Origin of the sequence: Streptomyces sp. NBC_01198, from assembly GCF_036010485.1 — a bacterium.
In the GTDB taxonomy this organism is placed as follows: Bacteria; Actinomycetota; Actinomycetes; order Streptomycetales; family Streptomycetaceae; genus Actinacidiphila.
On sequence record NZ_CP108568.1, the window covers coordinates 6356879 to 6365000 of the forward strand.

The 8122-nt window shown below is 71.9% G+C and carries 10 protein-coding genes (1 of these 10 only partly in view); 6 read left to right on the plus strand and 4 right to left on the minus strand.

Annotated elements, in window-relative coordinates:
• Positions 1–39 precede the first annotated feature (39 nt).
• Positions 40–831, minus strand: a complete 792-nt coding sequence (locus tag OG702_RS28245) for a hypothetical protein (RefSeq protein ID WP_327291758.1) — start codon at positions 829–831, stop codon at positions 40–42.
• A 124-nt stretch (positions 832–955) separates the two neighbouring features.
• Between OG702_RS28245 and OG702_RS28250 the strand changes: the two genes are divergently transcribed.
• The 4 genes from OG702_RS28250 to OG702_RS28265 all read left to right on the plus strand — a co-directional run bounded on the left by OG702_RS28250 (position 956) and on the right by OG702_RS28265 (position 4217).
• Positions 956–1747 (plus strand): ABC transporter ATP-binding protein, encoded by a 792-nt coding sequence (locus OG702_RS28250; protein WP_327291759.1) that lies wholly within the window; start codon positions 956–958, stop codon positions 1745–1747.
• A gap of 66 nt (positions 1748–1813) precedes the next feature.
• Positions 1814–2260 carry an NfeD family protein gene (locus OG702_RS28255; RefSeq protein ID WP_327291760.1) on the plus strand — a complete coding sequence of 149 codons (447 nt, stop codon included), beginning with the start codon at positions 1814–1816 and terminating at the stop codon, positions 2258–2260.
• A gap of 126 nt (positions 2261–2386) precedes the next feature.
• Positions 2387–3352 (plus strand): SPFH domain-containing protein, encoded by a 966-nt coding sequence (locus OG702_RS28260; protein ID WP_327291761.1) that lies wholly within the window; start codon positions 2387–2389, stop codon positions 3350–3352.
• Between the two features lie 97 nt (positions 3353–3449).
• Positions 3450–4217, plus strand: a complete 768-nt coding sequence (locus tag OG702_RS28265; RefSeq protein WP_327291762.1) for a sulfite exporter TauE/SafE family protein — start codon at positions 3450–3452, stop codon at positions 4215–4217.
• An 88-nt stretch (positions 4218–4305) separates the two neighbouring features.
• Here the strand turns inward: OG702_RS28265 and OG702_RS28270 are convergent, their stop codons facing one another.
• The 3 genes from OG702_RS28270 to OG702_RS28280 all read right to left on the minus strand — a co-directional run bounded on the left by OG702_RS28270 (position 4306) and on the right by OG702_RS28280 (position 6741).
• Positions 4306–4809 (minus strand): HNH endonuclease, encoded by a 504-nt coding sequence (locus tag OG702_RS28270; RefSeq protein WP_327291763.1) that lies wholly within the window; start codon positions 4807–4809, stop codon positions 4306–4308.
• A gap of 476 nt (positions 4810–5285) precedes the next feature.
• Positions 5286–5825, minus strand: coding sequence for a YbhB/YbcL family Raf kinase inhibitor-like protein (locus OG702_RS28275; RefSeq protein ID WP_327291764.1), 540 nt, complete (start codon positions 5823–5825; stop codon positions 5286–5288).
• Positions 5826–5946: 121 nt separating this feature from the next.
• Positions 5947–6741, minus strand: coding sequence for a sporulation protein (locus OG702_RS28280; protein WP_327291765.1), 795 nt, complete (start codon positions 6739–6741; stop codon positions 5947–5949).
• Between the two features lie 95 nt (positions 6742–6836).
• Between OG702_RS28280 and OG702_RS28285 the strand changes: the two genes are divergently transcribed.
• A complete protein-coding gene (locus OG702_RS28285) occupies positions 6837–7472 on the plus strand; it encodes a DNA-3-methyladenine glycosylase (RefSeq protein ID WP_327291766.1) in 636 nt (211 codons plus the stop codon).
• Positions 7473–7627: 155 nt separating this feature from the next.
• Positions 7628–8122 carry the 5' end (the start) of a tyrosine--tRNA ligase gene (tyrS, locus tag OG702_RS28290; RefSeq protein ID WP_327291767.1) on the plus strand. 765 nt of this gene lie beyond the right edge of the window, so the window shows 495 of its 1260 coding nt (coding positions 1–495); the start codon lies at positions 7628–7630; its stop codon lies beyond the right edge, outside the window.

Sequence of the window (8122 nt, forward strand, 5' to 3'; positions counted from 1 at the left end):
GCGGTCACGGCCGGCGCCACCCGCCGGCCCCCCGTGCGGTCACGGCCGGCGCCGCTCCGCCTCCTCCACATACGCGTTGTACGCGGCGACCTGCGCGCGGCGGGCGGTGCGCTCCACCGGGCGCAGCAGCTCGGCCCGGGCCGCGATCTGCGAGGCGCTGACCGCGGCGCCGTGCCCGTCGCCGGCGATCTCCACCAGCGCCGCGACCCGCTGCGCCAGCTCGAGCACCCGCACCGCCCGCGGCGGATACCCCGGCGCGAGCACCTCCCGGCCCTTTGCCGCCCGCGCCCGGTAGGCGTCCAGGGCCGCGTGCGCGGCGGGGCCGCCCGAGCCCGCCACGTCCAGCGCGGCCAGCGCCGCCGTCGCGTCCCGCAGCGCCTCGGCCAGCTCGCGCTCGGCCTCGCCCAGCGAGGGCACGTCGGCCGGCGGCGCGTTCCGCACCGGCCGGCAGCGCCACTCCACCTCCACGTGCACATCGCCGGCCGGACCGGCCTCCGCGACCTCGGGCACCAGGCCGAGCGGCAGCGCCCCGGCGGTCAGCACCGCCTCGCCCGCCTCCAGCGCGAGGTCGTTGAAGTCCGGCGGCCCGCTCAGGCCAAGCGGGTGCCCGGCGACCGGCAGCGCCAGCCGCAGCCCGGTCACCCCGAGAGCTCGGAGCCTGCCGAGGCCCAGGGTCAGTCCGACCGGCCCGTTCTCCCCGGGCAGTGCCGTGATCCGGTGCACGGCGTCGCCGCCCACGATCCGCTGCGCGACGTCATCGGGGGCGGCAAGTCCGGCAAGCAGGGCATTTCCCCACGCGGTCAGCCGCCCTGAACGAGGTTCATCAAGCATGCCCCCAGCCTATGGACTGGACCCGTCGCGCGGTGGCGTAAGTTTTCCCCAGGGGATCCTTCCGGGTACGTGCCGTCCCAGGCGCCGCCGGACAGACGAGACTGCAATGGGAGACAACGCGCTCATGAGCGATGTACTGGAGCTGGTGGACGTATCCGTGGTCCGCGACGGACGGGCTCTGGTGGACCACGTCTCGTGGTCGGTCGCCGAAGGTGAGCGCTGGGTCATCCTCGGCCCGAACGGCGCCGGCAAGACCACCCTGCTCAACGTCGCCTCCAGCTACCTCTTCCCCAGCTCGGGCACCGTCTCGATCCTCGGCGACAAGCTCGGCGGTGTCGACGTCTTCGAACTGCGCCCCCGCATCGGCATGGCGGGCGCCGCGATGGCCGAGAAGATGCCCCGCAGGCAGACCGTCCTGGAGACGGTGCTCACCGCCGCCTACGGCATGACCGCCACCTGGCACGAGGGCTACGAGCAGGTCGACGAGGACCGCGCCCGCGCCTTCCTCGACCGGCTCGGCATGAACGAGTTCCTCGACCGCAGGTTCGGCACCCTGTCCGAGGGCGAGCGCAAGCGCACCCTGATCGCCCGCGCCATGATGTCCGACCCCGAGCTGCTGCTGCTGGACGAGCCCGCGGCCGGCCTCGACCTCGGCGGCCGGGAGGACCTGGTACGCCGTCTCGGCCGGCTGGCCCGCGACCCGATCGCGCCCTCCATGATCATGGTCACCCACCACGTCGAGGAGATCGCCCCCGGCTTCACCCACGTGCTGATGATCCGCCAGGGCAAGCTGGTCGCCGCCGGGCCGATCGAGTCGGAACTGACCTCCCGCAACCTGTCGCTGTGCTTCGGCCTCCCGCTGGTCGTCGAGCGGCGCGGCGACCGCTACACCGCCGCCGGACTCCCGCTGTCCTGACCCCCCGGAGCCCGGCGCCGCCCGGCTCTTTCGACCTTTACGCCCGTGCGTACTGCCGCAACTGCCATGCACACCCCTACGATTGGGCCTGTGGACGCATGGGTGTGGTGGCTGATAGCCGCAGTGGGGCTGGGCATCCCGCTGGTGATCACGACAATGCCCGAGTTCGGGATGTTCGCCGTCGGCGCGGTGGCGGGCGCCGCCGCCGCGGGACTGGGCGGCGGAATCGTCTCGCAGGTCATCGCCTTCGTGGTGGTGTCCGTCGCGCTGCTGGTCTTCGTACGGCCGCTGGCCTACCGGAACCGGCAGCACGCGGGACAGCGCAGCGGCATCGACGCCCTCCGGGGCCGGCAGGCCGTCGTGCTCCAACGGGTCGACAGCGGATCGGACGGCCGGATCAAACTGGCCGGCGAGATCTGGTCCGCACGCGCGCTGGAACAGGGCCGGGTCTTCGACCCCGGCCAGCAGGTGGACGTCGTGGAGATCGACGGAGCGACCGCCGTCGTGATGTGACGGCAGAACACCCCTTCCCGGGCCGGGAATTCGCCGAACCCCGCCCGCGGCAGGCGGCAGCTCTGCCAAGATCGATCATGTCGGAGTACACCGTATTTCCGCAGGCAACCGGCGCGGGGAGTGGACATGCAGCCCATCATCATCGTCCTGATCATCCTGGTGGTGCTCGTCTTCATCGCGCTGATCAAGACGGTCCAGGTCATCCCACAGGCCAGCGCCGCCATCGTCGAGCGCTTCGGCCGCTACACCCGCACCCTCAGCGCGGGCCTGAACATCGTGGTGCCCTTCATCGACACCATCCGCAACCGCATCGACCTGCGCGAACAGGTGGTGCCCTTCCCGCCGCAGCCGGTGATCACCCAGGACAACCTGGTGGTCAACATCGACACCGTCATCTACTACCAGGTGACCGACGCGCGGGCCGCGACCTACGAGGTGGCCAGCTACATCCAGGCCATCGAGCAGCTGACCGTCACCACCCTGCGCAACATCATCGGCGGCATGGACCTGGAACGCACCCTGACCTCCCGCGAGGAGATCAACGCCGCGCTGCGCGGCGTCCTGGACGAGGCCACCGGCAAATGGGGCATCCGCGTCAACCGCGTCGAGCTCAAGGCGATCGAACCGCCCACCTCCATCCAGGACTCGATGGAGAAGCAGATGCGCGCAGACCGCGACAAGCGCGCCGCGATCCTCACCGCCGAGGGCATCAGGCAGTCCCAGATCCTCACCGCAGAAGGCGAGAAGCAGTCCTCGATCCTGCGCGCGGAAGGTGACGCCAAGGCCGCCGCGCTGCGCGCCGAGGGCGAGGCGCAGGCGATCCGCACGGTCTTCGAGTCCATCCACGCCGGCGACCCGGACCAGAAGCTGCTCGCCTACCAGTACCTGCAGATGCTGCCGAAGATCGCGGAAGGCGACTCCAACAAGCTCTGGATCATCCCCAGCGAACTCAACGACGCCCTCAAGGGCCTCGGCGGCATGGTCAACCTGCCCGGCGTCTCCGGCAACGGCGGCGGTGGCGGCGCGACCGCACCCGCACCCCGCCGGGAAGCGGCCCCGCGCCGCGAGGCGGCACCCTTCGACAAGGACTGAGACACCGCACCGGCGGCCACACCCGCTGTGACATGATCACAGCGCACCCCTCGACCCGACCGGCGGGGAGGATGCGCACCGATCATGGAGAGCGCAGATGTCCCCAGCAGAAGCACTGGCCGTCCTCGCCGCGGGAGTCGGGGCCGGCACCATCAACACCATCGTCGGCTCCGGCACCCTGCTGACCTTCCCGGTGCTGCTCGCGGTCGGCCTGTCACCGGTGACCGCCAACGTCTCCAACGCCCTCGGCCTGGTCCCCGGATCCATCACCGGCGCGATCGGCTACCGGCGCGAACTCAGCGGCCAGCGCGACCGGCTGATCCGGCTCGGCGCCGTCGGCCTGCTCGGCGGCGCCACCGGGGCCGTACTCCTGGTCACCCTGCCCTCGCAGGCCTTCCACGCCATCGTGCCGGTCCTGATCGCCGCCGCCCTGGTCCTGGTCGTCCTGCAACCCCGGCTCGCCCGCGCCGTCCAGGCCCGCCGCGAACGCCTCGGCACCGACGCCTCCGCCCACGGCGGACCGCTGCTGATCGCCGGGATGTTCCTGGCGAGCGTCTACGGCGGCTACTTCGGCGCCGCCCAGGGCGTGCTGTACCTGTCCCTGATGGGCCTGCTGCTCGACGAGACGCTGCAACGCGTCAACGGCCTGAAGAACGTACTGGCCGCCATGGTCAACGGCATCGCCGCGGTCTTCTTCATCATCGTCGCCCACATGGACTGGGCCGCCGTCGGCCTCATCGCGGTCGGCGCGACCATCGGCGGGCTCATCGGCGCCCGCGTCGGCCGCCGGCTGCCGCCCACCGCGCTGCGCGCCCTGATCGTCGTGGTCGGCATCGCCGCCATCGTGCAGCTCGTCCTCGACTGACCGCACCCGACGGCCCCGGCGCGCGGAAGGGCCGGCCCCGTCACCCGACAGGGCCCGGCCGCGTCACGCCGTCACCTGACGTCCACCCTCAGGCCGGCCGCGCCAGCCACTCCGGCAGCCCGGCCCGCTCCTTCACACCCAGCGCCAGCAGCAGCGCGTCCGCCGGCGTCGGCTCGAACGGCTGCGCCAGCAGCCGCATCCCGGCCTGCTCCGGCGTACGGTCCGCCTTGCGCTGGTTGTCCTCAGCGCACGCCGCCACCGTGTTCAGCCAGGTGTCACCGCCACCGCGGGACCGCGGCTGCACGTGGTCCACCGTGGTGGCCCGCCGCCCGCAGTACGCGCACCGGTGCCTGTCACGTACCAGCACCCCCCGCCGCGACCACGGTGCCCGTTGTCGGAACGGCACCCGCACGTAACGGCACAGCCTGATCACCTGCGGAAGCGGTACGTCCACGTCGGCGGCACGGATGCGCAGCCCCGGATGCGCCTGCTCCACGACGGCCTTGTCCTGCATCACCAGGACCACCGCACGCCGCAGCGACACCGTCGACAGCGGCTCGAAGCTCGCATTCAGCACCAGCGTGTCACGCATCCCGCCCACCTCCCGGGTCCGCTCCGCCCCCTGGCGAAGTGGCTCCACTGTGCCCGTGCGTTCACTCGCGGACAACGCAATTTCCCCCCGGCGGACAGCAGGTGACGGGGGGTGGAGCAGACGGGAAAGAGCAGCGGGAAAGCGGGTGCCGGCGGGCGGCCGGCGTCGCGACGGAAAGCCCGCGCCCCGGACGCCGGACGTGATGAACGTCCCGGCGTCCGGAGCGCGCCGGCCGGCGCGGACCCCCGGTCCCCAGACCGGGATCCGGCAGGCAGCGGGGGGCGCGTGGTACCGCCCAGCGCGAACGCCCCGCCGCCCCCGCCACTGCGGTGCAGGCCGGCCCGGTGTCCGCCGCGCCACCCGGGCGCATGACCGGGGACGTCCGGCGAGCCGGGCAGGCACCACTGTGCGGCGGTCCGCGGCGGGGCGCAACGCATTAACCACCGCGCGCGACCGGACAGCCGGCCGCCCACGGGTCAGCCGCCGGCCGGCACCTCGTACTCGGCGACCAGCTGGGCCCGGCCCAGCGTGTGGAACCGCAGGTTGAAGCCCACCACCGCGGGCGAGGCGTCCGCGTCAGGACCCAGCTTCTCCTGGTCCACCGCGTAGACCGTGAAGACGTAGCGGTGCGGGCCGTCCCCCGGCGGCGGCGCCGCGCCGCCGAAGTCCCTGGTCCCGTAGTCGTTGCGGGCGTGCACCGCACCCGCGGGCAACCCGGGGAAGTCCCCGGAACCCGCGCCGCCGGGCAGCTCCGTCACCGACGCCGGGATGTCGAACAGCGTCCAGTGCCAGAAGCCGCTGCCCGTCGGTGCGTCGGGGTCGTAGCACGTGACCGCGAAGCTCTTCGTCTCCGCGGGGAAGCCCTCCCACCGCAACTGCGGCGACAGGTTGCCCGCCGCGTACACCTGGTCGTCCTTGAGCGCCGCCCCCGCCGTCACGTCGTCGCTCACCACGGTGAACGCCGGCACCGGCGGATGGAAGTCATGGGGGAGCGGTCGCCGCGCTTGCTCGGACACCTCGACACCTCTCGATCGCGAACCAAACCTGCGCCTCCGAGCCTAGGCCCTGCCGGCGGGATCCCCGCCGCACCCTCGCACCGCGCCGTCCCCGCAGGCCAGGCGGCAGGTGGCCGGCAGGCTAGAACCAGTTCCGCTTGGCGCCCACCTCGGCCAGCCACTGGTGCAGGTAGTCCGCCCAGTCGGTCTGCTCGAACGACTGCATCCCCATGACGAACGACCGGTACGTGTCGCCGCCGCCGAACAGTCCCGGCTTCTTGTCCATCTCCATCACGACGTCCATCTCGTGCCCGTCGGAGACGAAGGTCAGCTCGACCTCCTTCAACCCCGGATACTGCGACGGCGAACGGAACTCGATCTCCTGGTAGAACGGCAGCCGCTGCCGGGTCGAACGCAGCGTCCCCTTCTCCAGGTCGGCCCCGTGGAAGCGGAAGCCCAGCCGCCCGAACGCGTCGAGCAGCGCCTCCTGGGCCGGCAGCGGATGCACGTTCACCGGGTCCAGGTCGCCCTTGTCGACCGCCCGGGCGATCTGCAACTCCGTCGTCACCCCGACGTTCATCCCGGTCAGATGCCGCCCCAGGAACATCGTCACCGGCGTCTCCCACGGCACGTCGAGAGCGAACGGCACGTTGTGCACCGCCCCCGGCTGCAGGACGAACTCCGAGCCGATCTGCTGCGTGTGGAACTCGATGTTCTGGTGGTACTCGACGTCGTTGCCCTGCGCGTCCTTGCGCTCCACCTCCACCTTGGCCTGCAGGCCCACCGACAGCCCCTGGATGCGCTGCTCGACCGAACCGCCCTGGATCCGCACCTCGCCCTGGACCACCCCGCCCGGCGTCACATCGGCCCGGAACAGCTCGGTCTCCACCGACGCCCCACCCGCACCCAGACTCGCCATCAGCTTCTTGAAGCCCATTACCGGACACCCTCCCCTTGCCGTTTCCTGCACAGATCTTGGCGAACTCTACGAACGCAGAGCGCAGCCGGCTGGTTCCACTACGCTCGTGCCCCGTGATCACCGCACCAGAGCGGACCCCGCTGGGCCGCACGTTCTTCGACCGACCGGTCCTGGAGATCGCCCCCGACCTGCTCGGCCGGGTCCTGGTCCGCAGCACGGACGACGGCCCGATCGAACTGCGGCTGACCGAGGTCGAAGCTTACGACGGCCCCAACGACCCCGGCTCGCACGCCTATCGAGGCCGCACCGACCGCAACGCGGTGATGTTCGGACCGCCCGGGTACACCTACGTCTACTTCACCTACGGCATGTGGCACTGCCTGAACCTGGTCTGCGGCCCCGAGGGCAGGCCCAGCGGGGTCCTGCTCAGAGCAGGCATGATCACCGTGGGCGCCGACCTGGCCCGCATCCACCGCCCCTCCTCGCGCAAGGACACCGACCTCGCCCAGGGACCGGCCAGGCTCGCCACCGCCCTGTCCGTCGACCGCGACCTCAACGGGGCCGACGCCTGCTCGGCCGGCGGCGGACCGTTCCGCATGCTCACCGGCACCCCGCCCGACCCGGCCGCGATCCGCACCGGGCCGCGCACCGGAGTGGGCGGCGACGGGGCCGACCACCCCTGGCGCTACTGGATCGACGGCGACCCCACCGTCAGCCCCTATCGCGCGCACACCCCGCGCAAGCGGTGAAATCCGCAGCGCGACCGGCGGCCAGGACCGCGTAGGCTCGTCACGACCGCACCGGCAGGACACCTGCCGCCGTGCGCACCCCTCAGCCGGGCACGCACCGACATCCGGCCCCTGCCCGGCCCCTGGCCGACCCATATCCGAGGAGACACGGAACCGTGACGGACATCGTCGACGAGCTGCAGTGGCGCGGGCTGATCGCCGTATCCACTGACGAGGACGCACTGCGCAAGGCGTTCGCGGACGGGCCCGTCACGGTCTATTGCGGCTTCGACCCCACGGCCCCCAGCCTGCACCTCGGCAACCTCGTCCAGATCCTCACCATCCGCCGGCTCCAGCTGGCCGGCCACCGCCCGCTGGGCCTGGTCGGCGGGGCCACCGGGCTGATCGGCGACCCCAAGCCCAACGCCGAGCGGACGCTGAACGACCCCTCGGTCGTCGCCGAGTGGGTGGAGCGGGTACGAGGGCAGATCGAGCCCTACCTGTCCTTCGAAGGGCCGAACGCGGCCCTCATGGTCAACAACCTGGACTGGACCTCGGGCCTGTCCGCCATCGAGTTCCTGCGCGACATCGGCAAGCACTTCCGGGTGAACAAGATGATCGCCAAGGAGGCGGTGTCCCGCCGGCTCAACTCCGACCAGGGCATCAGCTAC